General features: G+C 70.6%; 21 protein-coding genes. 6 read left to right on the top strand and 15 right to left on the bottom strand.

Features of this window, described 5'->3' with window-relative positions; genetic code table 11:
- Positions 1–62: 62 nt before the first annotated feature.
- Positions 63–941 (bottom strand): lysophospholipid acyltransferase family protein, encoded by an 879-nt coding sequence (locus tag ACG01O_RS13560; protein ID WP_394385420.1) that lies wholly within the window; start codon positions 939–941, stop codon positions 63–65.
- Positions 942–1,070: 129 nt separating this feature from the next.
- Here ACG01O_RS13560 and metK point away from each other — a divergent pair, with 129 nt between their 5' ends.
- Together metK and ACG01O_RS13550 are read left to right on the top strand one after the other, a co-directional pair.
- Complete coding sequence (gene metK / locus ACG01O_RS13555; protein WP_394385418.1) at positions 1,071–2,252, top strand: methionine adenosyltransferase; 1,182 nt, start codon at positions 1,071–1,073, stop codon at positions 2,250–2,252.
- A gap of 278 nt (positions 2,253–2,530) precedes the next feature.
- Positions 2,531–4,072: a methyl-accepting chemotaxis protein gene (locus tag ACG01O_RS13550; protein WP_394385416.1), complete on the top strand. Its 1,542-nt coding sequence runs from the start codon at positions 2,531–2,533 to the stop codon at positions 4,070–4,072.
- Positions 4,073–4,075: 3 nt separating this feature from the next.
- Here ACG01O_RS13550 and glcF read toward each other — a convergent pair whose 3' ends face one another.
- The 12 genes from glcF to ACG01O_RS13490 all read right to left on the bottom strand — a co-directional run bounded on the left by glcF (position 4,076) and on the right by ACG01O_RS13490 (position 15,815).
- The gene (gene glcF, locus ACG01O_RS13545) at positions 4,076–5,323 is read right to left on the bottom strand and encodes a glycolate oxidase subunit GlcF (protein WP_394385414.1); all 1,248 of its coding nucleotides are present in this window, start codon (positions 5,321–5,323) and stop codon (positions 4,076–4,078) included.
- Positions 5,324–5,325: 2 nt separating this feature from the next.
- Positions 5,326–6,042 (bottom strand): LrgB family protein, encoded by a 717-nt coding sequence (locus tag ACG01O_RS13540; protein ID WP_394385412.1) that lies wholly within the window; start codon positions 6,040–6,042, stop codon positions 5,326–5,328.
- Position 6,043: 1 nt separating this feature from the next.
- Positions 6,044–6,394, bottom strand: coding sequence for a CidA/LrgA family protein (locus ACG01O_RS13535; protein WP_394385410.1), 351 nt, complete (start codon positions 6,392–6,394; stop codon positions 6,044–6,046).
- 2 nt (positions 6,395–6,396) lie between these two features.
- Positions 6,397–7,059 (bottom strand): class I SAM-dependent methyltransferase, encoded by a 663-nt coding sequence (locus ACG01O_RS13530; RefSeq protein WP_394385408.1) that lies wholly within the window; start codon positions 7,057–7,059, stop codon positions 6,397–6,399.
- Positions 7,046–8,116 (bottom strand): glycolate oxidase subunit GlcE, encoded by a 1,071-nt coding sequence (glcE, locus tag ACG01O_RS13525; RefSeq protein ID WP_394385406.1) that lies wholly within the window; start codon positions 8,114–8,116, stop codon positions 7,046–7,048. The genes ACG01O_RS13530 and glcE overlap by 14 nt, the downstream gene beginning before the upstream one ends.
- Entirely contained in the window at positions 8,113–9,618 is a 1,506-nt protein-coding gene (locus tag ACG01O_RS13520; RefSeq protein WP_394385404.1) for an FAD-linked oxidase C-terminal domain-containing protein, read from the bottom strand. Before ACG01O_RS13520 ends, glcE begins: the two co-directional genes overlap by 4 nt.
- A gap of 56 nt (positions 9,619–9,674) precedes the next feature.
- On the bottom strand, positions 9,675–11,333 hold the full coding sequence (locus ACG01O_RS13515) for an L-lactate permease (protein ID WP_394385402.1): 1,659 nt from the start codon (positions 11,331–11,333) through the stop codon (positions 9,675–9,677).
- Between the two features lie 389 nt (positions 11,334–11,722).
- Complete coding sequence (locus ACG01O_RS13510) at positions 11,723–12,604, bottom strand: LysR substrate-binding domain-containing protein (RefSeq protein WP_394385401.1); 882 nt, start codon at positions 12,602–12,604, stop codon at positions 11,723–11,725.
- Between the two features lie 12 nt (positions 12,605–12,616).
- Positions 12,617–13,492 (bottom strand): substrate-binding periplasmic protein, encoded by an 876-nt coding sequence (locus ACG01O_RS13505; RefSeq protein ID WP_394385399.1) that lies wholly within the window; start codon positions 13,490–13,492, stop codon positions 12,617–12,619.
- A complete protein-coding gene (locus tag ACG01O_RS13500) occupies positions 13,489–14,322 on the bottom strand; it encodes a PhaM family polyhydroxyalkanoate granule multifunctional regulatory protein (protein ID WP_394385397.1) in 834 nt (277 codons plus the stop codon). Before ACG01O_RS13500 ends, ACG01O_RS13505 begins: the two co-directional genes overlap by 4 nt.
- Positions 14,323–14,361: 39 nt before the next feature.
- Positions 14,362–15,321 (bottom strand): TraB/GumN family protein, encoded by a 960-nt coding sequence (locus ACG01O_RS13495; protein ID WP_394385396.1) that lies wholly within the window; start codon positions 15,319–15,321, stop codon positions 14,362–14,364.
- On the bottom strand, positions 15,318–15,815 hold the full coding sequence (locus tag ACG01O_RS13490; RefSeq protein WP_394385394.1) for a retropepsin-like aspartic protease family protein: 498 nt from the start codon (positions 15,813–15,815) through the stop codon (positions 15,318–15,320). The genes ACG01O_RS13495 and ACG01O_RS13490 overlap by 4 nt, the downstream gene beginning before the upstream one ends.
- A 109-nt stretch (positions 15,816–15,924) precedes the next feature.
- Between ACG01O_RS13490 and ACG01O_RS13485 the strand changes: the two genes are divergently transcribed.
- The 4 genes from ACG01O_RS13485 (at position 15,925) to ACG01O_RS13470 (ending at position 22,385) form a co-directional block, all read left to right on the top strand.
- A complete protein-coding gene (locus ACG01O_RS13485) occupies positions 15,925–16,785 on the top strand; it encodes a DUF6279 family lipoprotein (RefSeq protein ID WP_394385392.1) in 861 nt (286 codons plus the stop codon).
- A 222-nt stretch (positions 16,786–17,007) separates the two neighbouring features.
- Positions 17,008–18,699, top strand: a complete 1,692-nt coding sequence (locus ACG01O_RS13480) for a DUF1800 domain-containing protein (RefSeq protein ID WP_394385390.1) — start codon at positions 17,008–17,010, stop codon at positions 18,697–18,699.
- Between the two features lie 176 nt (positions 18,700–18,875).
- Complete coding sequence (locus ACG01O_RS13475; protein ID WP_394385388.1) at positions 18,876–20,210, top strand: DUF1501 domain-containing protein; 1,335 nt, start codon at positions 18,876–18,878, stop codon at positions 20,208–20,210.
- A gap of 123 nt (positions 20,211–20,333) precedes the next feature.
- Entirely contained in the window at positions 20,334–22,385 is a 2,052-nt protein-coding gene (locus ACG01O_RS13470) for a methyl-accepting chemotaxis protein (protein ID WP_394385386.1), read from the top strand.
- Positions 22,386–22,542: 157 nt separating this feature from the next.
- Here the strand turns inward: ACG01O_RS13470 and ACG01O_RS13465 are convergent, their stop codons facing one another.
- Both ACG01O_RS13465 and ACG01O_RS13460 read right to left on the bottom strand, forming a co-directional pair.
- Positions 22,543–23,775, bottom strand: coding sequence for a DUF1501 domain-containing protein (locus ACG01O_RS13465; protein ID WP_394385384.1), 1,233 nt, complete (start codon positions 23,773–23,775; stop codon positions 22,543–22,545).
- 7 nt (positions 23,776–23,782) lie between these two features.
- Positions 23,783–25,384: a DUF1800 domain-containing protein gene (locus ACG01O_RS13460; protein ID WP_394385382.1), complete on the bottom strand. Its 1,602-nt coding sequence runs from the start codon at positions 25,382–25,384 to the stop codon at positions 23,783–23,785.
- Between the last annotated feature and the right edge of the window lie 39 nt (positions 25,385–25,423).

Raw genomic sequence — 25,423 nt, 5'->3', positions numbered from 1 at the left:
CGTCCGAAGGGACTGACGCGCCCCCTCGGGGGGCAGCGAGCGCAGTGAGCGTGGGGGCTTGTTCATGGGGCCGGATTATCCGGCGCGGCGCCGATGTCCAGACCGCGCGGTTGCTTGTAGCGGTGGTAACCCCACAGGTACTGACCCGGCGCGCGGCGGATGAGGCTTTCCATGGCGGCGTTCACGGTGGCGGCGGCGTCTTCGGCGCTGGCCTCGCGGGGAATATTCGGCGCAGGCAGCACATGGACCACGTAGCCCTGCCCGCCGGGCAGGCGCTCGCCCCAGATCAGCAGCAGCGCGGCGCCCGTCTGCTGCACCAGGCGGGCCGCCAGCGTCATGGTGTAGGCCGGGCGGCCGAAGAACGGGGCCCACACGCCCAGGCCGTCCGGCGGCACCTGGTCGGGCAACAAGCCGATCACCTCACCGCGGCGCAGGCCCCGGATCATCTGCCGCACGCCCGCCAGCGAAGCCGGCGCGGTGGCCAGGCCTGGCCGCTCGCGCGAGCCGGCCATCACCTCGCGCAGCGCCGCCTGGCGGGCAGGCCGGTACAGCACGGTGATGGGCGCCTCAGGCGTGGTGAAGCGCTCGGCAATCGCCTGCGCGCAGATCTCGAAGCACCCCAGGTGCGGCGTCATCACCACCAGGCCCCGCTTCTCGGCCAGCGCCTCGGCGATCAGGTGCTCGCCGTCCCAGCGCAGGGCACGCCCCAGCGGCTTGCCGCGCTGCCCGACCCACAGCCACGGCAGCTCCGCCGCCATGCGCCCTGCGGCCGCGATAGCCGGGCGCGCAGCGGCCCAAGGCAGGCCCGCCTGCGCCACGTTGGCCCTGAACCGGCGGCGGTAAGTGGCCGACGCCGCGTACACCGCCCACCCCAACACCGACCCCAAAGCGTGCAAAAGCGCCAAAGGACACCGGGAGAACCAACGAAAGAGCAGGACCATGTTTCCTATACTTGGGGTATCGCCGAGTTAATGAACTACTTGCGGGGCGATTCACAAATCCTGCTAAAGCGTTCGCCGCACCTCCAGGAGCTACGGCAACGCCGACCCACAGCAACCAGGAGTTTAAAAGTGGCCAACGATTTCCTCTTCACGTCTGAATCCGTCTCTGAAGGACACCCCGACAAGGTGGCCGACCAGATCTCGGACGCCATCCTCGACGCCATCTTCGAGCAAGACCCGCTCTCGCGCGTGGCCGCCGAAACCCTGTGCAACACCGGCCTGGTGGTACTGGCCGGTGAAATCACCACGCAGGCCAACGTCGACTACATCCAGGTCGCGCGCGACACCATCAAGCGCATCGGCTACGACAACACCGAGTACGGCATCGACTACAAGGGCTGCGCGGTGCTGGTGGCCTACGACAAGCAGAGCAACGACATCGCCCAGGGCGTGGACCGCGCCAGCGACGACTACCTGAACCTCGGCGCCGGCGACCAGGGCCTGATGTTCGGCTACGCCTGCGACGAGACGCCCGAGTTGATGCCCGCGCCCATTTACTACGCCCACCGCCTGGTGGAGCGCCAGGCCCAGCTGCGCAAGGACGGTCGCCTGCCCTTCCTGCGCCCGGACGCCAAGAGCCAGGTCACGATGCGCTACGTGGACGGCAAGCCCCACAGCATCGACACCATCGTGCTGTCCAGCCAGCACGCGCCGGAGTACTCGCTCGGCAACCGCATGACCGACGAGTTCTACGAAGCGGTGCGCGAGGAAATCATCAAGCCGGTGCTGCCCAAGGAATGGCTCACGGCCGACACCAAGTACCTGATCAACCCGACCGGCCGTTTCGTCATCGGCGGCCCGCAGGGTGACTGCGGCCTGACCGGCCGCAAGATCATCGTCGACACCTACGGCGGCGCCTGCCCGCACGGCGGTGGCGCCTTCTCGGGCAAGGACCCGTCCAAGGTCGACCGCTCGGCCGCCTACGCCGCGCGTTACGTCGCCAAGAACGTGGTGGCCGCTGGCCTGGCGCGCCAGTGCCAGGTGCAGGTGGCTTACGCCATCGGCGTGGCCCGCCCGATGAACGTGACGGTCTACACCGAAGGCACCGGTGTGATTCCGGACGAGCAGATCGCCAAGCTGGTGAACGAGCACTTCGACCTGCGCCCCAAGGGCATCATCCAGATGCTGGACCTGCTGCGCCCGATCTACTCCAAGACGGCCGCCTACGGCCACTTCGGCCGCGAAGAGCCCGAGTTCACGTGGGAACGTACCGACAAAGCTGCAGCCCTCAAGGCTGCAGCCGGCCTGTAAGGCCGCCGCGCGCCGGCCCCTGTGGCCCCAGCACCACGCACCGGCGGCGCGAACGCGTCCCCCACCGTGCCCACCACGCCGCCCCCTCGGGCGGCGTTTTTCATGGGCAGCCACCCCGGCCCGCCCGTCGGCGCCGGCCGCATCCAAGCGCCGACTATTCCCGTCTTTGGCTAATTTGATTAAATCGATTAAATCAAATTTTCCAACTTCAGGAGTAAAGTCGTTGTCATCCGCTGGCTGGGCCGTTAGCCCCGGCCGGCGTGCAAAGGAGAACGGCAATGAACTTGTTGACGCTGCGCATCGGCGCTCGTTTGGCGGTGGGCTTCGGCACCGTGCTGCTGCTGCTGGCGGTGGCCGTCGGTCTCAGTTACCGGGAAGTGGGCGCGGTGGGCCCGCATCTGGACTTGCTGCTGGAACTGCAAAAACGCCAGCGCCTCGCTGAAGAGTGGCGCACCCTGACGCAGCTGAACGTGACCCGCACCGAAGCGGTGGCGCGGGCGGGCGGTACCGGCCCGGTGGCCGAGCATTTTTCGCCGCTCGTCAAGACCACCAGCACCAAGATCAGCGAGCTGCAGGAGACCTTGGTCAAGGTCGTCGACAGCGAGCGCGGCAAAGCCTTGTTGGCCGAGATCGCCGATGCCCGCAAGGCCTACGTCGACATCCGCAACCAGGTGTTTGCCGATCTGAAGGCGGGCGAGGCTGAGAACGCCCTGCGCACGCTGGAGAGCAAGATGCGCCCGGCGTCCGAGGCCTACATCACCAAGATCAGCGCCATGGCCGATTTCCAGGGCGAGCGGGTCCGCATCGAAACGCAAGCGGTGCGCGAAGAGGCCCGCCGCACGCAGCTGATCATGGTGTTCATGGCCTTGGGCTGCCTGGCGCTGGGCGTGGCGGCGGCGTGGTTCATCACCCGGTCGGTGGTGCGTCCGCTGCACACCGCCATTGCCGAGGCGGAACTGGTCGGTCAAGGCGACCTGTCGCGCCCCATCCATTCCATCGGCGACGACGAAACCGCCCAACTCACCCGTGCCCTGGCCAGCATGCAGGAAGCCCTGCGCGGCCTGGTGGGCTCGGTGCGCAACAACGCCAGCGAAGTGGCCACCGCCAGCTCGGAAATCGCGATGGGCAGCAACGACCTGTCCTCCCGCACCGAGCAGCAGGCCAGCGCGATTCAGCAAACCGCCGCGTCGATGGAGCAGCTGTCGGCCACCGTGAAGCTCAACGCCAGCCACGCCAATGAAGCCGACCGCCTGGCGCAAGACGCCAGCGACGTGGCGCGCCAGGGCGGCGAGGTGGTGGGCGAGGCCGTGCAGCGCATGCGCGGCATCGAAGAAAGCTCACGCAAGATCGCCGACATCATCGGCACCATCGACGCGATTGCGTTCCAGACCAACATCCTGGCGCTGAATGCGGCCGTGGAAGCGGCCCGGGCCGGCGAGCAGGGCCGCGGCTTCGCCGTGGTGGCCAGCGAGGTGCGCATGCTGGCGCAGCGCAGTGCTGAAGCCGCCAAGGAGATCAAGAGCCTCATCGGCGTGAGCGTGGAACGCGTGGAGCAAGGCGCGCAGCTGGTGAACCGCGCCGGCGAAACCATGGACCACGTGGTGGCGTCCATCGGCCGCGTGGCGCAAATCGTGCGCGAGATCAGCGCCGCCAGCCAGGAGCAAAGCACGGGCGTCAACCAGGTCGGCCAAGCCATCACGCAAATGGACCAGGCCACCCAGCAAAACGCAGCCTTGGTGGAAGAAAGTGCCGCCGCCGCCGAGAGCCTGCGCCACCAGGCCGACGAGCTGGTGAAGCTGGTGTCGACTTTCCGGACCTGAGCGCTACGCCCCCACCCCGCGCAGCGCGTCGTCCAGCACCTCCACCCAGTGCCGCACGGGCTGGGCGGTGCCGCTTTGCAGGTGCTGGATGCAGCCGACGTTGGCCGAGACGATTTGCTCGGCCTGCAGCGGGGCCAAGGCCGCCAGCTTGCGGTCACGCAGTTGCTTCGAGAGTTCGGGCTGCAGCACCGAGTAGGTGCCAGCTGAGCCGCAGCACAGGTGGCTGTCGGTCGGCGCGCAGCCGATGGTGAAGCCCAGTTCGCGGAAGGCGGTCTCCACGCCGCCCTTGAGCTTTTGGCCGTGCTGCAGCGTGCAGGGGGGGTGGTAGGCCAGCGACCCGGGCTTGGCCTTGAGGCGCGTCTTCAGCGTGGGCACCAGGTCGGGCAGCAGCTCACTCAGGTCGCGCGTGAGGGCACTGATGCGGGCGGCCTTGTCGGCGTAGTCCGGGTCGTGGGCCAACGCGTGGCCGTAGTCCTTGACGGTGACGCCGCAGCCGGACGCGTTCATCACCAGCGCCTCCACGCGCTCACCCGGGCCAGCCACCAGCGGCCACCAGGCGTCGATGTTGCGGCGCATGTCGTCCAGCGCGCCGCCGTGGTCGCCCAGGTGCTCGCGGATGGCGCCGCAGCAGCCGGCGCCGTCGGCCACCACGGTCTGAATGCCGGCGGCGTCCAGCACGCGCGCGGTGGCGCTGTTGATGTTGGGCGCCATGCCCGGCTGCACGCAGCCCAGCAGCAGCAGCACCTTGCGGTTGAGCTGGCGTGTGGGCCAGTCGTGCGCAGTGGCCGGCGGCTTGGGCGGCACCTTGTCTTTCAGCGCGGCAGGCACCAGCGGGCGCAGGGCCTGGCCCACGCGCAGCGCGGGCTTGAAGAGTGGCGAGGTCAGGCCTTCCTTCAACAGCCAGCGCACGCGCTTCTCACCCGCCGGGCGGGGCACCTTGGCGTCCACCACGCGGCGGCCGATGTCCACCAAGTGGCCGTACTCCACGCCCGAGGGGCAGGTGGTTTCGCAGTTGCGGCAGGTGAGGCAGCGGTCCAGATGGGCCTGCGTCTCACGCGTGGGCGTCACGCCTTCCATCACCTGCTTGATGAGGTAGATGCGGCCGCGCGGGCCGTCGAGTTCATCGCCCAGCAGTTGGTAGGTCGGGCAGGTGGCCGTGCAGAAGCCGCAGTGCACGCAGCGCCGCAGAATGGCTTCGGCCTCGGTGCCGTCGCGGGTGCCGACGAATTCGGGAGCGAGCTTGGTTTGCATGGCTAGACGAAGAATTTGAAGACGAGAGGCATCAGCAGCGACGCCAGCACCACCTGCACGCCCAAGGCCAGGCTGGCGTAGGCGCCGGCATCGGCGTTCACCTGCAGCGCGCGCGCCGCGCCCAGGCCGTGGGCGCAGGTGCCTAAAGCAAAGCCGCGCGCCACCATGGGATGCACGCCGATGAGGTCGAACAGGTATTTGCCGCCCACTGCGCCCACCATGCCGGTGAGCACGGCGAACACGGCCGCGAGCGCCGGGATGCCGCCGATCTTGTCAGCAATGCCCATGGCCACCGGCGCGGTGACGGACTTGGTGGCCAGCGACGCGACCAGCTCCTTCGGCAAGCCCAGCGCCCAGCCGATGGCCACGGCGCTCAGCGAAGCCGCCGCGCCGCCGGCCAGCGCGGCCACCAGGATGGCGCCCCAGCGGCGGCGCAGTTCCTCGCGCCGCTGCCACAGCGGCCAGGCCATGGCCACCACGGCGGGGCCCAGCAGGAAGTGGATGAACTGCGCGCCGGAGAAGTAGGTCGGGTACGGCGTGCCGCTGGCCAGCAGCACGGTGGCCAGCACCGCCACGCTCCAGGGCACGGGGTTGGCCCAGGCGGCGTGATCGAGCCGCACGTAGGCCGCGTGGGCCAGCACGTAGACCGACAGCGTGACGGTCAGCCCGAACAGCGGCGTGGCGCTGAGGTAGACCCAGAGCTGGACGAAGTCCTGCATCTCAGGCCTCGCCTTCCCGCCGAAGGAAGGCACGCAATACCCACGCCGTCACCGCCAGGCCGATGCCCGTGGACAGCACCAGCGCCAGCAGCAGGCGCAGGCCGAACTCGCTGATCAGGTGCAGGTGCGTCATCACGCCCACGCCCACCGGCACGAAGAGCAGCGACAGGTGGCCCAGCAGCCCCTCGGCCGCCGGCTGCACCGTCTGGCGCAGCGGCGCCCATTGCAGCGCCGCCCACATCAACAGCAGGCCCAGCACCGGGCCGGGCAGCGGCAGGTGCGTCAGCCGCACGAGGGCCTCGCCCAGCGCCTGGGCGATGAGCAGCAGCGTGAGCCCGCGCAGCAGCCCCATGGTCAGACCTCGTAGACCAGGGTCCAGAAGTAGGTCAGCTCGCGGAACTCGAAGGCGCGCCCGCCCAGCAAGGCGGCGAACTCGGCGGCGGTCGGGAAGTTCTTCAGCACCTCGTGCGTGCTGCCGTCCGACAGCTGGCGCTGCTGGAAGCCGTTGCCTTCGTCGTCGTGCCGGGTGATAGGCGTGCTGTCACCCGCCACGTAGCGGTTGTCCATCAGCACCACGCGCGCGCCGGGCTGCAGGCAGGCGTGCAGTTGCGCCAGCCAGGCCGCGCGGCGCGACATGGGCACATGAGAGAACCACAGCCCGGCAAAGGCGGCATCGAAGCCGCCGGGCGCCACCGTGGCCGCCAGCGCATACGCGTCGGCATGCTGGAAGCGCACCTTGTGGAAGTCCAGCGGCTTTTGCTGCGCCACGGCCAGCACCTCGGGGTTCAGGTCGGTGCCCAGCCAGGCGGTGGCATCGGCCGTCGCGGCCGGCAGCCAGAAGCCCGTGCCCGTGGCCACCTCCAGCACCCGCCGGCCGGCGAACTGCTTGCGCAGCCAGGCCTGGAGCGTGGCGATGTCGGGCTGGCGGTGGGGCTTGTCGAACACCCGCTCGTACTCGGCCGCGCGCTGCGCGTAGTAGCGCGGCATGACCTGTTCGACGTTGTCAGAGGTGCGCATAGAGGCGCCCTGGGTTGAACACGCCGTGGGGGTCGAAGCTGGCCTTGAGGCGGCGGTGGATGGCCGCGAGCGGTGCTGACAGCGGCGTGAACGCACCGGGCGACTTGTCCAGCGCGCGGAACAGCGTGGCGTGGCCGCCCACGCTGGCCGCGGCCTCGCGCACGGCAGCCGGTTCCATGGGCGTGACCACCCAGCGCTGGGCGCCGCCCCATTCGATGAGCTGCTCGCCGTGCAGCTTGAGCTCCGGCGCGGTGCTGGGCAGCGACAGGCGCCACAAGCGCGCACCGCCCGCCACCGCGCGCTCGGCGCCGACGAAGAACTCGTCGCTTTGGTCGCGCAGGCCGGTCCAAAAGCTTGCGGCCAGGTCGTCGGGAATGCGGTCGCCACCCAGCCGTGTCATCGCCGCCTGCACGGCCGCCTGCGCACCGGCCAGGCGCAGCACCAGCGCACCGTCCCACCAGGCGCTGGCCTCGATGGGCAAGGGCTGGCCGCCCCAGGTGTTCAGCGCCTTCAGCGCGTCGGCCTGGATCAGGTCGAAGCGCAGCGTGGCGGTGGCCGCCGGCAGTGGCAGCACCTTGAGCGTCACCTCGGTGATCAAGCCCAGCTGGCCCAGCGAGCCGGCCAGCACGCGGCTCACATCAAAGCCCGCCACGTTCTTCATCACCGTGCCGCCGAAGCTCAGCAATTCACCGGCGCCGTTGATGACGACGGCGCCCAGCACGTGGTCCCGCACCGAGCCCAGCGCCGCGCGGCTGGGGCCGGAAAGGCCCGAGGCCACCATGCCGCCCACCGTGCCCCGGCCGTTGAAGCGCGGCGGCTCGAAGGCAAGGCGCTGGCGCTGCGCGGCCAACACGGTTTCCACATCGGCGATGGGCGTGCCGGCCAAGGCGCTCAGGTAAAGCTCGCTGGGCTCGTAGGCCGTGATGCCGGTGAGGCCCAGCGTGGACAGCACCTCACCCTGCGGACGCTCGCCATAGAAATCCTTGCTGCCGTGGCCGGTGATGCGCAGCGGCTGGCGGGCGTCGCGCAGCTGCGCTTGCAGGTCGTCGAACTTCAAAACCGCTCCAGCTCAGGGAAGGCCAGCAGCCCGCGCTTCACGTGCATGCGGCCGTACTCGGCGCAGCGGTGCAGCGTGGGGATCTGCTTGCCGGGGTTGAGGGTGCCGGCGGGGTCGAAGGCGCTCTTGAGCGCCAGCATCTGCTCGCGTTCCTCGGGGCTGAACTGCACGCACATGGAGTTGAGCTTTTCCACGCCCACGCCGTGCTCGCCGGTCACGGTGCCGCCCAGCGCCACGCTGCGCTCCAGGATCTCGGCGCCGAAGAGTTCGCAGCGGTGCAGTTGGTCGGGGTCGTTGGCGTCGAACAGGATCAGCGGGTGCAGGTTCCCGTCGCCCGCGTGGAACACGTTGGCGCAGCGCAGGCCGTACTTCTTCTCCATTTGCTGGATGTCCAGCAGGATGGTGGCGAGGTGCTTGCGCGGGATGGTGGAGTCCATGCACATGTAGTCGGGGCTGATGCGGCCGCTCGCCGGGAAGGCGTTCTTGCGGCCGCTCCAGAAGCGCAGGCGCTGGGCTTCGTCGGCACTCACCTGCACGTCGGTCGCGCCGCTGCCGCGCAGCACGGCGGTCATGCGCTCGATCTCCTCGGCCACCTCTTCGGGCGTGCCGTCGCTCTCGCACAGCAGGATGGCCTCGGCCGTCAGGTCGTAGCCGGCGTGCACGAAGTCCTCCACCGCCGCCGTCATGGGCTTGTCCATCATCTCCAGGCCGGCCGGGATGATGCCGGCGGCAATCAGCGCCGCCACCGCATCACCGGCCTTGCGCACGTCGTCAAAGCTCGCCATCAGGCAGCGCGCCAGTTGCGGCTTGGGCACCAGCTTGACCGTGACCTCGGTGACGACGGCCAACATGCCTTCGCTGCCGACGACGAGGGCCAGCAGGTCCAGGCCCGCGGCGTCCAGCGCCTCGCTGCCGAACTCGATGGGCTCGCCCTCCACCGTGAAGCCGCGCACGCGCAGCACGTTGTGCAGCGTGAGGCCGTACTTCAGGCAGTGCACGCCGCCGGAGTTCTCGGCGATGTTGCCGCCGATGGTGCAGGCGATCTGGCTGCTGGGGTCGGGCGCGTAGTACAGGCCGTGCGGGGCGGCCGCCTCGCTGATGGCCAGGTTGCGCACGCCGCACTGCACGCGGGCGGTGCGGGCGTAGGGGTCGATGGACACGATGCGGTTGAACTTGGCCAGCGCCAGCGTCACGCCCGCTTCGTGCGGCATGGCGCCGCCACTCAGGCCGGTGCCGGCCCCGCGCGCCACCACGGGCACACCCAAGCGATGGCAGGCCTTCAGCACCGCGCCCACCTGGGCCTCGGTCTCGGGCAGGGCCACAGCCAGCGGGCGCTGGCGGTAGGCCGTCAGGCCGTCGCACTCATACGGCGTGGTCTGCTCGGCCTGGTACAGCAGCGCGTGGGCCGGCAGCACGGGCGACAGGGCCGCCACCAGCTGCTGCAGGCGCGCGGCGCGGTGCGCGACAGGGTCCAGCTCGGGGTCTTGGACGAGGGCATTCATCGCAGGCGATCCGAAGTCTCATTCAGTGCCGGCCAACTGTAGCGGCCGGCACGGCGTCACCACACCAGCAGGGTGAACGGCCAGACGTACGCCTGCATCGTGATGAACACGCCCACCAGGCAGGCCAGCGCGATGGAGTGGAAGAACACGTAGCGCAGGATGGGGCCCTCGCCGTTCTCCCAGCGCGTGGCGGTGGAGGCCACGACGATGGACTGCGCGTCGATCATCTTGCCCATCACGCCGCCGGAGCTGTTGGCCGCTCCCATGAGGTTGGGGTTCAGGCCCAGTTGCTCGGCTGCCACCTTCTGCATGCCGCCGAAGAGCACGTTGCTGGCGGTGTCCGAACCGGTCATGGCCACGCCCAGCCAGCCCATCAGCGTGCCGAAGAAGGGGTAGAGCACGCCGGTGTTGGCAAACGCGAGGCCCAGCGTCGTGTCCAGGCCCGAGAAGCGCGTGAGCGTGCCCAGCGCCAGCATCAGCACGATGGTCAGCAGCGAGGTGCGCACCAGCCACACGGTCTGGCCGAAGCACTTCACCAGGCCACCGAAGCGGTAGCCCATCACCAGGCCGCCGACGATGGCCGCCAGCAGGATGCCGGTGCCCGTGGCCGACAGCAGGCCGAACACGTACTCGGCGGCTTCTGCCGTGGGTTTGGGCACCACCGGCGCCACCTTCTCCACCAGCTTGTGCAGGCCGTCGATGGGGAACTTGGGCGCGTAGATGCCGTTGAGCGCCGCCTTGGTGGCCGGCAGGCCCCAGACGAACACGAACACGGTCAGGATGACCCAGGGCGTCCAGGCCTTGATGACAGCGGCACGCGGGTGCACGCGGGGCGCCAGGGCCGGCTTGGCCTCGGGGCCATCGTGCTCATGGCCGCGCAGCGAGACGGAGGTCCACAGCTTCTTGGGCTGCCAGAAGCGCAGGAAGCCCACCAGCGCCACCATGGAGCACATGGCCGCGATCACGTCCACCAGCTCGGGGCCGATGAAGTTGCTGACCAGGTATTGCGGAATGGCGAAGGACAGGCCCGTGACCAGGATGGCCGGCCAGATCTCCCACATCGCCTTGCGGCCGGCGAAGGCCCAGATCAGCCAGAACGGCACCAGCAGGCTGAAGAACGGCAGCTGGCGGCCAATCATGCCGCTCACCGCCATCAGGTCGTAGCCGTGCACCTTGGCCAGCGTGATGACCGGCGTGCCCAAAGCTCCGTAGGCCACGGGTGCGGTGTTGGCGATCAGGCTCAGGCCCGAGGCGGCCAGCGGCGAGAAGCCCAGGCCGATCAGGATGGCGGCCGTGACGGCCACCGGCGTGCCGAAGCCGGCTGCGCCTTCGAAGAACGCGCCGAACGCGAAGGCGATCAGCAGCAGCTGCAGCCGGCGGTCTTGCGTGATGCCGGCGATGGAGTCCTGCAGCACCTGGAAGCTGCCGTTCTTCTCGGTCAGCTGGTGCAGGAAGATGATGTTCAGCACGATCCAGCCGATGGGCAGCAGGCCGGTGAGCCCGCCCAGCAGCGCGGCGCGGCTGGCCATGCCGGCGGGCATGCCGAACGCGAACACCGCAATCAAAAAGGCGCTCACCAGGCCGGCCGCGGCCGCCACGTGGGCCTTGAGGTGGAACACGCCCAGCCCCAGCAGCATGACGACCACCGGAACGGCGGCCACCAGCGTGCTGAGCAGCATGTTGTCGAAGGGGTTGTAGACCTGTTGCCAGACCATGGTCGTCTCCAGTTTTTGAAATCTTTTCCGCGGCGAGGCGGGAACTGGGGCGGGATGGTCGTGGCGAGCGCCACCGGGCGGCGTGAATCCTCTTGGCGTGTCGCGTGAAGAAATTTCAGGTGCCCGGGCGGACACAGGGTTGGCCCGGGGGGTACCGAAGTATTCCGGGCCGAGCGCCGGGCCGCCCCCAAGCCGGCCCGCTCCGGCGATGTGCCTGCGGCTCAATGCCGCAGGCATCGCCGTCCCCTCGGGGGGCTGAGGCCGGACACATGGCGCCCGGTGGGCGGCATGTGCCTGCCGAAGGGCTGCGGCTTGAGCCGCAGCGCGGTCTGCAAGACCGACTGGACTCGCCCGCGTTCAGCGGTGCGAGGCCGGGCGAGGGGCGCAACTTAAGCCAGCGCGCGCGTCAGCCACTCGACAAAGGCCGCGCATTCCCAGCGCTCCAGCGCGCCAGGCTTCCAGCAGATGTAGTGGTGAAAGCTCGACGGCACGGTGCGCGGCGACAGGCGCACCAGGCGCCCGGAGTCCAGCCACGACGCGCCCAGCTTCATGCGCATCAGCGCCACGCCGAAGCCGGCAGCCGCGGCGTCCAGCACCAGGCCCAGGTCGTTGAACTGCGCGCCGCCGCGCGGCTCGTCCAGCGGCAGGCCGTGGGCCTCGAACCAACTGCTCCAGGGCGCCAGCGGGCTGCGGATGAGGTGCACGCGGCGGATGTCGGCCACGGTGTCGAAGCCGTCGAACGGGCCGTGCTCGTGCAGATAGTCGGGGCTGCAGACGGGGCTGAGGTCGTCGGTCAGCACGCGGCGGGTTTCCAGGCCGGGGTACTCGCCGCTGCCGAAGCGGATCTCCAGGTCAGCCTCCTCGGACTTCAGGTCCGCCAGCGGAATGGCCACCTGCATCACCAGCTCGATCTCCGGATTCGCATGCCGGAACAGCGCCAGCCGCGGCAGCAAGATCTGGCGCGAGAAGGTCGGCGTGACCGCCAGCCGCAGCCGAACGCCCTGGGGCCGCACGCCGTCGGCGCCCGGAATCTTCTGCAGCGCGGCCAGCCCCTGGCGCACCGACGGCAGGTAGACCTGCCCGTCGTCGCTGGGCACGAAGTCGCGCCCGAAGAGCTTGAAGCCCAGCTGGGACTCGAGCTGCCGGATGCGGTGGCTGACGGCGCTGGGCGTGACCGCCAGCTCCTCCGCCGCCGCGCTCACGCTGCGCAGCCGCGCCACGGCCTCGAAGGCTTGCAGGCACTGGATGGGCGGGATGCGGGGCGGGGCCATGGAGGGCGAACTCTAGCCGCCCAGCACCAGCCACAAGGCCGGCCGGTTCAGCGGCGTGGCCGGTGGCAGCAGCGGGTTGCGCAGGGTCAGCACGCGTCGCTGGTTCAGCCGGTGGCGGGCGATCAGGTCGCCGTAGTGGCGCTGGAACAACCGCTGGAAGCTGCCATCGGCCAGCGCGGCCTCCAGCCCACGCTCCAGGTCCTGTGCCAGCTGCGGGCGGTTGGGCCGCACGAACAGGTAGGCGGCGGCCGGGTAGCGCAGCAGCACCTGGGGCTCGATCACCAGCCCGCGGGCCATGGACGTGGCGGCTTCGTCGTCCACCTCGATGACCGAGCGCGGGAAGTAGTCGATGCGGCCCAGCCGCAGCATCTCGAACAGGGTTTCGTAGCGGCTGGAGGTTTGCACCTTCAGGCCGTTGGCCCGCAGGATCTCGGTGTCCGGCCAGTCGTGGCCCTGCCCGGCCGCCAGCGGCGCGAGGTCGGCCAGCGTGCGCACCTGCGTCCAGCGGTCCAGGTCCCCCGGCCGCACGAACGCGACACGGCAGCCAATCAGGCCGCGGTCCACCGGCACGCGAACCGGCAGCAGCTCGGCTTCGCGCTCGGGGCTGGTCATGGTCCAAGCCAGGTCGGGGTCGCCGCGGCCCTCGGCCAGTTCGCGCATGGCACGGCCCTGCACCATGGCCTGGCGCGACTCCACGAGTTCGTAGTTCGCCCCGCTGCGCTGGATGGCCAGCTTGAGCACGTCTTCCAGGTAGCGCCAGGACGGGATGCGGGCCGGGTCGTGCAGCGGGTACACGACGCGCTCCCGCGCGCCGGCCGCGCCGGCTTGCCCTGTGGACACACCGGCCACCCCGCAGGCCACGGCCAGCAGCAGCGGCCGTCGCTTCACGGCGTGCGCCGGCTCTTGCCCGCGTTCGTGGCGGTTTTGGCGGCCGTCTTCGTGGCGGCCGCCGTCTTGCGCACGGGCTGACCCGACGCCCTGGACGCAGTGCGCGCGGCCGGTCGAGCGGGTTCGTCCGTCACACCGGCCAGGCCCTTGGCCACACTGCCCACCACGGCCCCGGGCACGGTGGCGGCCTTGCGCAGGGTGTCGCTGGCGGCGTCGAACGACTGCTTCACCAGGTTGCCGGCCAGGTGGCGGGCCGCGTCGGTGGCGCTGTCTTTCATGGCGGAAGTGGCGAGCTGCGTGAACTGCTGGGTCAGCGCCGTCCACCACTGGGTGGGGTCTACCGCCGCGCCGGGCACGCCGGCGGCCTTGGCGGCGTCACCGGCAGTCTTCACGGTCTTGGCGGCCACCTTGGCCGTGGTGGCTGCGGTTTTGGCGGCGGTTTTCACGGCGGTTTTGGCGGCGGCTTGCGCGGCCGGCGCTGCGGCCGACAGGATCTCCGGCGGGATGCTGGGCCAGGCGGGTGCTTCCATGCCGGTGGGCAGCTTGAGGCTGTCGCGCAGGTCGGTCAGCGGCACGTTCATGGACTTGAGCGTGGACAGCGTCATGCGCTGCACCTCCAGCGCCTGGATGGTGGCGGCCAGCATGCGGGCGTTCTGTTCCAGCCAGAACTGCACGGTGCGCAGCTCTTCAATGCGCTTGGACAACTCCTCCGGGTTCAGCGTGGGCGCCACCCACTGGCCGATGCCCGGCAGGGCCGAACCCGCGTTCTTGACCAGCCCTTGCAGGAATTCAAACCCGGGCACGAACTTGGTGAAGCTGCTGTCGCTCATGGACTGTCTCCTCCCGGCAGCGCCGGCGGTGGGGGGATGCTACCGGCTCGGCACCAGTTGTTCGACCTCAAAGCCTTCGGCCTGCAACAAGCGCGGCAAGGCCTGCGGGCCGGTCATGTGCAGCGCCCCCACGGCCACCAGCAGGCGCTGGCCCTGGCCGTGCAAGGCGGTGATGCGCGCCGCCAGCGGCCCGTTGCGGCCGTCGTTCACGCGGGCGAGCCAGGCGCGCTCGGCCGGGCTGTCGGCGCAGTCGCACCAGCGGCCGTAGTCGCCCAGCGTGGCGAGGTCGCCGCGCGACCACGCGGCCGCCAGCTTGCGCAGCGGCGCGCGCACACGGCCCTGCTGCAACTGGCGCAGCGAACTGCCCAACAGCTCGGCCTCCTGCTCACCGGGGCTCAGCGCGTCCAGCTGCTCCTGCACGCTTTCCAGCGACAACACGGGCCGGGCTTCGGCCTTGGCCCAGCCCAGCAGCACCACGTCCTGACCGAAGCCGGCGTCAAAGCCGTCGCGGCGCACTTCCATCAGCGTGAGCGTGCTGAGCTGCAACATCGCCGGCAACCGCGCCAGCGCGTCCGGCGGCAGGCAAGCGGCGCGGGTTTGCTGTGCCATGCGACGCGCCAGGGCCGGCGGCAGCGGGGCTGGCGGCGGCAAGGCCGCCAGCGCAGGCATCACATCCGCCGGGTCCAGCTCCACAGCCAGCACCTCGGTGTCGGCCCAGGCAGCACGCAGGGCCGGGCCCGGCACGGCCCACGCCGGCTTGCCGATGTGCAGCGTGCCGTAGAGGTAGCTGCTATGGCCGCCCCGGGTGATGCGCCACAAGAGGCCGCGGTCCGGCGCCGTGGGCAGCCAGGCGCGCACCTGCGCCACGGTGGGCACGGGCGGCTCCGGTGGCGGGCAGGCCGCGTGGCTGGCGCTGGCGCTCCACATCAGCAGCGCCATCAGCCGCAACCCCAGAGCCGACCACGAACGGCTGGGCCGCCAGGAAAAGAGGCGTGTCATCGGCTGTCAGCGTCCTGCGGTTCGATGCGAAGCTCGCCCGGCTTCTGCGAGAAATGCAGCCGGCCGAGCACGTCCATGCCCAGCAGCGGCGCGGCCAGGTCGGGCAGCACGGTCACCGGCAGCCGGGCCGCCTGCACGCCGCCTTGCAGGGTCACGTCGGCGCGAGCCACGAACCCGCGCACCGCGCCCCCGGCGGTTTGCGTGCGCACCGAACCCAGCGGCGCCAGGCCAGCCTGCTCGGCCAGCGCCTGCGGCAAGGCCGTGCTGCTGGCGCCGGTGTCCACGAGAAAGTCCACCGCGATGCCATTGACGCGCCCCGGCCAGTGGAAGTGCCCGTCCGGCGCTCGCGCCAGCACCACGGTCTGGCCGGCCAGTTGGAAGCGGCTGGCCTCGCGCTCGCGCTCCCAGGCCTTGAACGCCAGAAACACGCCGAGCATGACCACCAGCCAGATGGTCAGCAGCTTGAAGGTGTGGGGCAGTTCCTTGGACGGCACAGTGCAGCAACGATAACCGCGCCACGCGGCGGTGCCGGCCTGCTCGGGCCCATGACCCCGAAATACCCCACGGCATGACAGCCCCCGCTCAGCCTGCGAGCATCCGGGCATGTTGCCCCTGCCCCGCCGGATCGCCAGCCGGATCGCCCACGGCATCTCCCGCTGGGCCCTGCTGCCGGTGCTGGTGCTGACGCTGGCACTGGCCGGCTGCTCCAGCCTCGGGCTGGCCTACAACCAGCTGCCCCTGCTGGGTGGCCTGTGGCTGGACCGCTACCTGGACCTGGACCGCCCCCAACAAGCCCGGCTGCGCGAGCAACTGCGCGCCTGGCAGGCCTGGCACCGGCGCGAGGAACTGCCGCACTGGCAGGCCCTGCTGCGCCAGGCCCAGGCCGCGCTGGACGACGGCACGGTCACGCCCGATGAGCTGCTCGCGCTGGAGCGCGGCGCGCGGGCCAGCCTGGAGCGTTGCCTGCAACACGCCGCCCCGCTGGCCGCCCCGGTGCTGGCCGACCTGCGGCCCGCGCAATGGCAGCACCTGGAGCGCACGCTGGACGACAAGACCGCCGAGTGGCTGGCCCAGCAAAACGGCCCCGCCAGCGACCGCGCCTCGCGCTATGTGAGCGCGCTGGAACGCTGGCTGGGCGACCTGGATCGCACCACCCGCCGGCACGCACGCGCCGAGGCCGAGGGCTGGCGCCCGGACGTGCCCGCCCTGGCGCAGGCCCGCGCCGTCCGCCAGGCCCGCACGCTGGACGCCCTGCGCGCCTGGGCCCACCACGACGGCCCGGGCGGCACCGCGCTCTTGCTGCGCAACAGCCAGACCCTGCCGCAAGAGATGCCGCACCGCGAGGAGCTGATCGCCAGCCTGCTGCGCGTGTTCAACCAGATGGACGCCCGGCAGCGCGAGGCGGTGCGCCGGCATTGGGCCGACTGGACCGGCGATCTCGCGCGCCTGCAGCAGCCTGGCTGAAGGATAGTGGCCGCCGGCATGCACGGCGGCACCGAGGCCGCAAGTGCGGGCCGCGTGCAAACCGCACGACAAGCGCTGACAACCACCCCGCATGACAGCGCCCGGACAGGCTGGAAGGGCGTCGCAACCGCCGGCAGGGTTTGCTTACCAATGGGCACAACTCCAGGCGAGACGGCAGCGCCGCGCAGGATCAAGATCGCGGCCGCTTTGAGGAGACTGCCCATGCGCCTCGCCCCCCTGGTCGTCCCGGCCGTGCTGGCCGCCACCGCAGCCCTGCTGCACGGCCCGGCCGCCGCAGCCGATGTTCGTGCCGCCCCGGCCTTGAGCGATTCGGAGGCCCGGCGCTTCCTCGGCCAGGCCAGCTTCGGGCCGACCGAGGCCAGCGTGGCGGCCGTGATGAGCGGCGGCCGGCTGGCCTGGCTGCAAGACCAATTCACCCGCCGCGACTCCGACTTCACCGGCGTTGCCTGGGTGGACCCCGACCCCAACAAAGGCTGCCCCACCGGCACCGCCGCCACCTGCAAGCGCGACAACTACTCGCTCTTCCCGGTGCAGGTGCAGTTCTTCGCCAACGCGATGCAGCAGCCAGACCAACTGCGCCAGCGCACAGCCCTGGCACTGAGCGAAATCCTGGTGGTGTCGGGCAACGTCATCAAGCTGCCCAACGCGATGGCGAAGTACCAGCGCATCTTCCTGCGCCACGCGTTCGGCAACTTCCGCGACGTGCTGCGCGAGGTGGCGATGTCGCCCGCCATGGGCCGCTACCTGAACATGGCCAACAACGACAAGCCCAACCCGGCCAAGGGCATCGAGCCCAACGAGAACTTCGCCCGCGAGGTGCTGCAGCTGTTCTCCATCGGGCTGTGGCAGCTCAACGCCGATGGCAGCGCGCGCCTGGATGCACGCGGCCAGCCCATCCCCACGTACGACCAAGACACCGTGGAGGGCTTTGCCCACGCCTTCACCGGCTGGACCTATGCCCCGCGGCCGGGCGCCACCCGCAACCGGTTCGGCAACCCGAGCTACTACGACGCGCCCATGATCGCGTTCAACGACCACCACGACACCGCCGCCAAACGGTTGCTCAACGGGGTGACGCTGCCGGCCGGCCAAACCGCCCAGGCCGACCTGGACGCCGCCATCGACAACATCTTCAACCACCCCAACGTCGGCCCCTTCATCGGGCGGCAACTGATCCAGCAGTTCGTCACCGCCAACCCGAGCCCCGCCTACGTGCAGCGCGTGAGCCAGGCGTTCAACGGCGGCACCGTGGCCCTCACCACCCCCGCCGGCGTGCGCACCAGCACCACCACCACGCCACGCGGCGACATGAAGGCCGTGCTCACCGCCATCCTGACCGACCCGGAAGCCGCCACGCCGCAAGACCCGAGCCGCTTCGGCAAGCTGCGGGAGCCCATCGTGCAGCTCACCCACCTGATACGCAGCCTCGGAGGCAGCAGCGACGGCGTGTGGCTGCGCGCACAGGCCGCCAACCTCAGCCAGCCGGTGTACAGCCCGCCCAGCGTCTTCAACTTCTTCACGCCCGACTACGACCTGCCGGACAACACCAGCCTGGACGGCCCCGCCTTCGGCGTGTTCAACGCCAGCGCGGCCTTCAAGCTCAGCGGCGCGCTGGCCACGCTGCTCAGCGGCAAACCGGTGCCGCCGGACACCACCGTGGCCGGCGCCACAGGCACCGCCATCGACCTGACGCGCTGGCAAACCCTGGCGGCCACGCCTGCGGCCCTGGTGGCCGAGATCAACCGCGTGATGTTTGCCGGACGCGCCAGCCCGGCTCTGCAAACCGCGCTGCTGAAGGCCGCGCAGCTGGCGCCGGCCACCCGGCCGCTGGACCGCGCCAAGGCGGCACTCTTCCTGGCCGCGATGTCGCCCGAGTACTTGGTGGAGAACTGAGGTGACAAGGCCCCTCGCCCACTCTCGCCTCGCTGAACGCGGGCCAGCCGGGTCGGTCCCCCGTGGGGACGGCGATGCTTGCCGGATTGACCGGCAAGCACATCGCCTGACGGGCCGGCTCGGGAACGGCCCAGCGCTCGGCCCGCAGATTCCTGCGTTCCCATCGGAGAACTGACATGCTGAATCGTCGCCATCTGCTCTCCCACGCCGCCGCCCTCGCCGGCAGCGCCGCCCTGCCCTCGCTGGCCGCGCCGCTGCTCGGCAGCGACTACCGCGCCCTGGTGTGCGTGTTCCTGTACGGCGGCAACGACGGCAACAACATGGTCGTGCCCACTGACACCGCGGGCTACGCCGCCTACGCCAAAGCGCGCGGTGTGGCAGGCGCCGGCGGGTTGAGCCTGGCGCAGTCGTCGCTGGCCACGTTGAACGGCAGCAACGTGGGCCTGCACCCGGCGCTGTCGCCGCTCGCCGACATCTGGGCCCAGGGCCACCTCGCGGTGCAAGCCAACGTCGGCCCGCTGGTGAAGCCGCTGACCAAGGCCGAGTACCGGGCCGGCAATGCGGCCGTGCCGCCCAACCTGTTCTCCCACGACGACCAGCAGGCGCAGTGGCAGCGCGGTCAGTCGTTCACCAGCGCGGGCGCCTCACCCGCGGGCTGGGGCGGCCGGGTGGCCGACCTGCAGGCCAGCGGCGCCGCCGTGCCCATGGCGCTGTCGGTCAGCGGCAACAACGTCTTCATGACCGGCGCCACCGCGCAGGGGCTGACCGTGGGTTCGGGCAACAGCTTTGCCATCCGCGGCTTTGGCAACAACCCCAGCGCCAACCCGCTGTACGGCCTGTACCAAGGCCTGCTGCAGTTGCCCTACGCCAACGCCGAGGCCCACGCTGCGGCCAGCGTACTCAACCAAGCGTTGAAGGCCAGCAATGCCTTGAACACGGCCCTGTCCGGCACGGGCAGCGTGTCGGGCCTGTTCAGCGGGCTCAACAGCAGCGTCGCGCAGCAACTGCTGACCGTGGCCAAGATGATCGAAGGCCGGGCCGGGCTGGGCGTGAACCGGCAGCTGTTCTTCGTGAGCCTGGGCGGCTTCGACACCCACAACGACCAACTCAACCAACAGCAGGCCTTGTTCAGCGATCTGGGCCCGGCGCTCAAGGCCTTCTACGACGCCATGCAGCAACTGGGGCTGGCCCAGTCCGTGACCACCTTCACCGCCAGCGACTTCGCCCGCACGCTGCAACCGGCCTCCGGCGGCGGGACCGACCACGCCTGGGGCAACCACCAGTTCGTGCTGGGCGGCGCGGTGCGCGGCGGGCTGTACGGGCGCATGCCCGACCTCACCCTGGGTGGGCCGGACGACGTGTCCGGCGAGGGCCGCTGGCTGCCCAGCACCGGGGTCGATCAGATGAGCGCCACGCTGGCGGCGTGGTTCGGCGTGAGCGCTGCGGACCTGGGTGTGGTGTTTCCGCATCTGAACAATTTCACGGTTCGCAACCTCGGCTACTTCGGCTGACGGCCGCAGCTGCGCATTAATGCGCACCGAAGCCCGCAGCCGCAGGAGTAGTTGATTCGAGACAAGGGGCGCTGCAAACGATTGACCTAGCATCGGTCGCTCCTCCTTGTCCCTGCATCCCCCATGTCGAACACCCTTGCCGCTGCGACACGGTCGCCGGCTCGCCCTGCCGCCCGTTCGCGCGCCGATGAAAGCGGTTTCTTCACCCACCACGGCCTGTGGGCGCCGGGCATCCGGCTGTTTCGCAACCTGCAGTTCGGCGCCAAGGCGCTGTTGATTTCCGCCACCTTCGTGCTGCCGATGCTGGCGCTGCTGGCCTGGCTGATCCAGGACCAGGCGGACGACCAGTTGGCCGAGCGCCAGGCCGCCGTGCGCCAGCACGTGGAGGTGGCCCACAGCGTGCTGGTGTGGGCCCAGGGGCTGGAAGCGGCCGGCCTGCCGCGCGAGGAAGCGCAGGCCCGCGCCAAGCAGGTCATCGGGCAGATGCGCTACGACGGCAAGGAATATTTCTGGATCAACGACATGCAGCACCGCATCGTGCTGCACCCGATCAAGCCCGAGCTCAACGGCCAGGACGGCAGCAACATCAAAGACCCCAACGGCTTCCCGCTGTTCCAGGGTTTTGTGAATGAAGTGCGCCGGCACGGCCAAGGCTTCGTGGCCTACCAGTGGCCCAAACCGGGCCAGCAACAGCCGGTGGACAAGATGTCCTTCGTGAAGGGCTTCGAGCCCTGGGGCTGGGTGATCGGCTCGGGCCTGTACGTGGACGACCTGCGCGACGCCGAGATGGTCGCCATCCGCGAGGCCGCCATCGTCGTGGCGCTGATGCTGGGCGTGGCGGGCTACCTGTTCCTGAGCTTCTACAAGGTGATGACCGGCGGCCTGAATGAAACGCGGGAGCACCTGCGGGCCATGACCTCGGGCGACCTGACCACCACGCCAGAGCCGTGGGGGCGCGACGAAGCGGCCGACCTGATGCGCGAACTCGCCGCCATGCAGGACTCGCTGCGTCGCATGGTGCGCCGCGTGCGCCGCTCCAGCGACCAGATCATGCATTCCAGCGACGAGATCGCCAGCGGTGCGATGGACCTCTCCGCCCGCACCGAGCAGGCCGCGGCCAACATCGAGGAATCGGCCGCGTCGATGGAAGAGATGTCGGCCACGGTCAACCACAGCGCCGAGCACACGGCCGAAGCCGCCGACCTGGCACGCCGCAACGCGCAAACCGCAGCGGACGGCGGCCAGGTGATGCAGGAGGTGGTGCGCACGATGCAGGGCATCCGCGAGTCGTCCACCCGCATCGCCGACATCATCGGCACCATCGACGGCATCTCGTTCCAGACCAACATCCTGGCGCTGAACGCCGCGGTGGAAGCCGCACGCGCCGGCGAGCAGGGCCGGGGCTTCGCCGTGGTGGCCAGCGAGGTGCGCATGCTGGCGCAACGCAGTGCCGAGGCGGCCAAGGAAATCAAGACGCTGATCGGGCGCAGCGTGGAGCAGGTGGAAACCGGCACCGACATCGTGAGCCGCGCCGGCGAAACCATTGCGCAGATCGTGGACGGATCCCAGCGCGTGGACCAGCTGCTGGGCGACGTGGCCCACGCCGCACGCGAGGAAAGCCAGGGCATCGCGCAGATCGGCCAGGCCGTGCAGGAACTGGACCGCGCCACGCAGCAAAACGCCGCACTGGTGGAAGAAACCGCCGCCGCCGCCGCCTCGCTCAAGGCCCAGGCCGACGGCCTGGTGGGCGAGGTGTCGCGCTTCGTGCTGCCGGCCGACTCGGGGGCCGATGACGACGCACCGACCACCACCGCCGTGGCGGCCGACTTCGACTTCGATGCCGCCATCGGCGCGCACCGTGACTGGAAGGTCAAGCTGCGCCAGGCCATCGCGGAACGCAGCCACCTGGACGCCGACACGCTGTGCCGTGACGACCAATGCCCGCTGGGCCGCTGGTTGCACGGCGACGGTCAACGCCGCTGGGGCACCCGCCCGACGTTTGTGGCCCTGCTGGGCAAGCACGCGCAGTTCCACCAGGTGGCCGGTGACGTGGCCCGGCGGATCAACGGCGGACAGTACGACCAGGCTGAGCGCCTGATCGGCTCCGGCTCGGCCTTTGCCCAGGTGAGCAGCGAGGTGGCCACGCTGCTGACACAGGCCAAGCGCGGCCTCTGAGGCCGGCGCGGGCTCAGGCCCCCGCCGCCACCAGGAAGCAGTAAGCCAGCACGGCCATGCTCAGGCACAAACCGAACAACGGGGGCGTGGTTCTGAGCATGGCAGTCTCCAGCAACACGGGGGGCAACTCCGGGGGGCGTGCGCTTCAGTGCAAGGTTCAGGCGCGCAGCAACCGGTCAGCGTCGCGCCAGCGGGCCGGTGCGTTCGGGAACACGCGCGCCAGCCCTTCGTCGGACAGGCCCAGGTGCCGCTGCAGCAGCGGCATCAGCACCTGACGGAAATCGGTTTGCACGGCCAGGTCGCGGCCGTCGGCCAGCGCGCTGCGGTCCAGCCCCGGCCAGTCGCCCAGCACCTGGCCGCCGGCCACCGGGCCGCCCAGCAGCCACATCACGTTGCCGCGGCCATGGTCGGTGCCGCCATTGCCGTTCTGGCGCAGCGTGCGGCCGAACTCGCTGGCCACCACGATGACCGTGTCCTTCAGCGCATCGCCCAGGCCGGTGGCCAGCGCGTCCAGCCCTTCGCCCAGGCTGGCCAGCTTGTTGGCGAGTTGGCCGCGCGCGGCGCCCTGGTTCACGTGCGTGTCCCAGCCGCCCACGGCGGTGAAGGCGAGTTGGGTGTGCGCGTCTTTGCGAATGAGCTGGCCCAGGCGCCGCGCATCGGCCGCGAAGCTGCGCGCCGACGGCGCCCCGGCATCGGCCGTCGGGTCCATGCCGTGCGGCTCGGGGGCGGCCATGCTGCGGGCCATCTCGCTGCGGCCTTCGGTGGTGTCTTGCAGCGTGTGGCTCAGGGCGGGGTCTTGGGCATAGAGCCGCGCGAGGCCCGCCTGCAGCTGCGGGTTGTCGATGGCCCGGCGCTGCAAGGCCCCGGGGCCCAGGCCCAGGCTGGCCACGCTGGCCGACCCGGCCAGGATGCGCGGCGGCGTGCTGCCCTGGGCCACGGCGCGCGTGGGCGAGGGCTCGCCCGGCAGGCCAGCCAGCAGCCGGTTCATCCAACCGTCGGCCGTGGCCTTGCGGCCCGGTGTGCCGGACTCGAAATAGTCCTGCGCGTCGAAGTGCGAGCGGGTCGGGTCGGGCGAGCCGCTGGCATGCACAAAGGCCAGCTGCCCGCCGCTCCAGTGCCGTTGCAGCGGTGCCAGCGCGGGGTGCAGGCCAAACAGCGCGTTCAAGCGGAACAGGCCGTCCTCGGCGCCGGGCGCGGGCAAGGCGATCTGCGGCCGGCTGGCGGCGTATTCGCGCTCGCCGTAAGGCGCCACAACGGACAGGCCGTCCACCGCGCCGCGCAGCATCACCACCACCAGCTTCTTGCCGGTGGCGCTGTCGGCCCGGGCGCGGGCCAGCGGCAGGCCGCCCAGGGTCAGCGCGCTGAAATTCAGGAATTGACGACGGTGCATGGTGGTCTCAACGCTTCATGAAATCCGGGCTGGCCAGCAGCAAGGCCACCTGCTGCGCCGGCGGCTCGGTGGCCAGCGTGCGGCGGGTGGCGTCGCTCACGGCGGCGCCCAAGGTGGTGCCCAGCCGCTCGGCGCTCAGCCCGCTGCGCTGGCCCAGCGTGGTGGCCAGCTGCACGCGCTGGGTCAACGCCTCGGGGTTGCGCCAGGCGGTGGCCACGTTCTTGTAGCCATCGGGCGTGGTGGCGCCATACAGCGGCTGGCCGGCCTGGGCCAGCGCGGCCAGCAGCGGCTGCGGGGTGTTCACGGCCGAGTTCTGCAGGTCGAGCGCGCGCAGGCTGGACAGCAGGTACTGGTAGGGCGTCTTGAACTTGGCCTGGTAGGCCTCGCGGCTCCAGAACTCGTCGGCCTGGATCAGCGTGCGGGTGAACTCGCGCAGGTCGCCGCCCGTAGAGAGGAAGTTCGCCGCCAGCTTTTGCACCAGCGCCGCGGGCGGCTCGTCGGCCACGAAGGCCTGGGCGAACTTGTGCGCCAGGTGGCGCGCGGTGGCGGGGTGGCTGGCCAGCACGTCCAGCGCGCGCTCGCCCTCGGCCAGGCCGGCCGGGCGCACGGTCTGGCCCAGCCAGGTCTTGGTGCCGGGGTCGTGCTTGTGGGGCTCAAAGGCGAACAGGTCGCCGTGGCCGCCCTGCAGGGCCTTGCGGGTGTCCAGGCCCCAGCCGGTGAGCATGCGGGCCAGTTCGGTCACGTCGCGCTGCGTGTAGCCGCCGTCCACGCCCAGCGTGTGCAGCTCCATCAGCTCGCGGGCGTAGTTCTCGTTCAGGCCCGTGGCCTTGCGGGCCTTGGCCTCGGGGCGCGCGTCCAGCAGGCGGCGCGCACGGTGCGGCGGCTCGTAGCCGGCCACCACGCTTTGGGCGTTGTCCAGGTAGAGCAGCATCGCCGGGTGGCGCGCGGTGGCGCCCAGCATGTCGCGGAACCGGCCCAGCACATGCGGCCGGACGGCGCGCTGCTCGTAGTCGGCCACCAACACGCCCACCGGCCCCTTGCCGGCGAACACGTTGAAATGGTTGAACCAGAACTCGGTCAGCACCTCGTCCAGCTGCGCCGGGCTTTGCAGCGCGCGTGACAAACGCGCCTGCGCGGCCTGCGCCACCAGCGGCCGCACCTGCTCACGCACGGCGTTCAGGGCGTCGGCCTCCGGCGTCATGCCCTTGGTTTTCTCGCGTCGGGCCTCGCGGGTGCTTTTGACGGCCTCACGGTAGCGGCCCAGCAGTTCGGCCTGGCCCAGCGTCAACACCTCCAGCCCGGCCAGGCGCCGCGCCGATGCCGGCGGCGGCTCGGGGCGGGTGGGGGCCAGTTGTTCGGCCAGGAAGCGCTCCAGCCACGGGCCGGCACCTTGCGCGGCGATCGCGGCCGCATCGGCAGCGGTCGGGCCGTAGCCCAGGCGGTTGAGCGCGTGCAGCGCCCGCTCTTGCGGGGTGAGCGGCCCCAAAGCGGCGGCAGAGGCGGGGGTGGCGGCCACGCCTTCCAGCGTGGCGGCCGGCACGCGGCGCGCCAGCATCAGGGCACCGGCCAGGGCGGCGCCACTGCTGAGCATGAAGCGGCGGTTCTTCACGGGGCAGATCTCCGGTTGAGGTGCCGAAGAATCACCCGC

This window comes from Pelomonas baiyunensis (assembly GCF_043555935.1).
Classification (GTDB): Bacteria; Pseudomonadota; Gammaproteobacteria; order Burkholderiales; family Burkholderiaceae_C; genus Pelomonas; species Pelomonas baiyunensis.
The sequence above is the reverse complement of the archived record's forward strand: the minus strand, read 5'-3'. Positions and strand labels throughout refer to the sequence as shown.

Coding starts and splice junctions, on each gene's coding strand:
- ACG01O_RS13560 (WP_394385420.1), bottom strand. CDS start 941: ATGGTCCTGCTCTTTCGTTGGTTCTCCCGGTGTCCTTTGGCGCTTTTG.
- ACG01O_RS13550 (WP_394385416.1), top strand. CDS start 2,531: ATGAACTTGTTGACGCTGCGCATCGGCGCTCGTTTGGCGGTGGGCTTC.
- glcF (WP_394385414.1), bottom strand. CDS start 5,323: ATGCAAACCAAGCTCGCTCCCGAATTCGTCGGCACCCGCGACGGCACC.
- ACG01O_RS13540 (WP_394385412.1), bottom strand. CDS start 6,042: ATGCAGGACTTCGTCCAGCTCTGGGTCTACCTCAGCGCCACGCCGCTG.
- ACG01O_RS13535 (WP_394385410.1), bottom strand. CDS start 6,394: ATGGGGCTGCTGCGCGGGCTCACGCTGCTGCTCATCGCCCAGGCGCTG.
- ACG01O_RS13530 (WP_394385408.1), bottom strand. CDS start 7,059: ATGCGCACCTCTGACAACGTCGAACAGGTCATGCCGCGCTACTACGCG.
- ACG01O_RS13520 (WP_394385404.1), bottom strand. CDS start 9,618: ATGAATGCCCTCGTCCAAGACCCCGAGCTGGACCCTGTCGCGCACCGC.
- ACG01O_RS13515 (WP_394385402.1), bottom strand. CDS start 11,333: ATGGTCTGGCAACAGGTCTACAACCCCTTCGACAACATGCTGCTCAGC.
- ACG01O_RS13510 (WP_394385401.1), bottom strand. CDS start 12,604: ATGGCCCCGCCCCGCATCCCGCCCATCCAGTGCCTGCAAGCCTTCGAG.
- ACG01O_RS13500 (WP_394385397.1), bottom strand. CDS start 14,322: ATGAGCGACAGCAGCTTCACCAAGTTCGTGCCCGGGTTTGAATTCCTG.
- ACG01O_RS13495 (WP_394385396.1), bottom strand. CDS start 15,321: ATGACACGCCTCTTTTCCTGGCGGCCCAGCCGTTCGTGGTCGGCTCTG.
- ACG01O_RS13485 (WP_394385392.1), top strand. CDS start 15,925: ATGTTGCCCCTGCCCCGCCGGATCGCCAGCCGGATCGCCCACGGCATC.
- ACG01O_RS13480 (WP_394385390.1), top strand. CDS start 17,008: ATGCGCCTCGCCCCCCTGGTCGTCCCGGCCGTGCTGGCCGCCACCGCA.
- ACG01O_RS13475 (WP_394385388.1), top strand. CDS start 18,876: ATGCTGAATCGTCGCCATCTGCTCTCCCACGCCGCCGCCCTCGCCGGC.
- ACG01O_RS13470 (WP_394385386.1), top strand. CDS start 20,334: ATGTCGAACACCCTTGCCGCTGCGACACGGTCGCCGGCTCGCCCTGCC.
- ACG01O_RS13465 (WP_394385384.1), bottom strand. CDS start 23,775: ATGCACCGTCGTCAATTCCTGAATTTCAGCGCGCTGACCCTGGGCGGC.